General features: G+C 52.1%; 1 rRNA gene. It reads left to right on the top strand.

Features of this window, described 5'->3' with window-relative positions:
• Positions 1 to 503, top strand: a 16S ribosomal RNA gene (locus tag ABLV12_RS08785); the annotation flags it as partial.
• Positions 504 to 528 lie beyond the last annotated feature (25 nt).

Raw genomic sequence — 528 nt, 5'->3', positions numbered from 1 at the left:
TGAGACAGGTGCTGCATGGCTGTCGTCAGCTCGTGTTGTGAAATGTTGGGTTAAGTCCCGCAACGAGCGCAACCCTTATCCTTTGTTGCCAGCGATTAGGTCGGGAACTCAAAGGAGACTGCCAGTGATAAACTGGAGGAAGGTGGGGATGACGTCAAGTCATCATGGCCCTTACGAGTAGGGCTACACACGTGCTACAATGGCATATACAAAGAGAAGCGACCTCGCGAGAGCAAGCGGACCTCATAAAGTATGTCGTAGTCCGGATTGGAGTCTGCAACTCGACTCCATGAAGTCGGAATCGCTAGTAATCGTGGATCAGAATGCCACGGTGAATACGTTCCCGGGCCTTGTACACACCGCCCGTCACACCATGGGAGTGGGTTGCAAAAGAAGTAGGTAGCTTAACCTTCGGGAGGGCGCTTACCACTTTGTGATTCATGACTGGGGTGAAGTCGTAACAAGGTAACCGTAGGGGAACCTGCGGTTGGATCACCTCCTTACCTGAAAGAACCTGCCTTTGTAGTG

Origin of the sequence: Klebsiella sp. CN_Kp100 (assembly GCF_040065315.1) — a bacterium.
Lineage (GTDB): Bacteria > Pseudomonadota > Gammaproteobacteria > Enterobacterales > Enterobacteriaceae > Klebsiella > Klebsiella oxytoca.
Note: the sequence above shows the minus strand (reverse complement) of the source record. Positions and strands in the feature narration are given on the sequence as shown.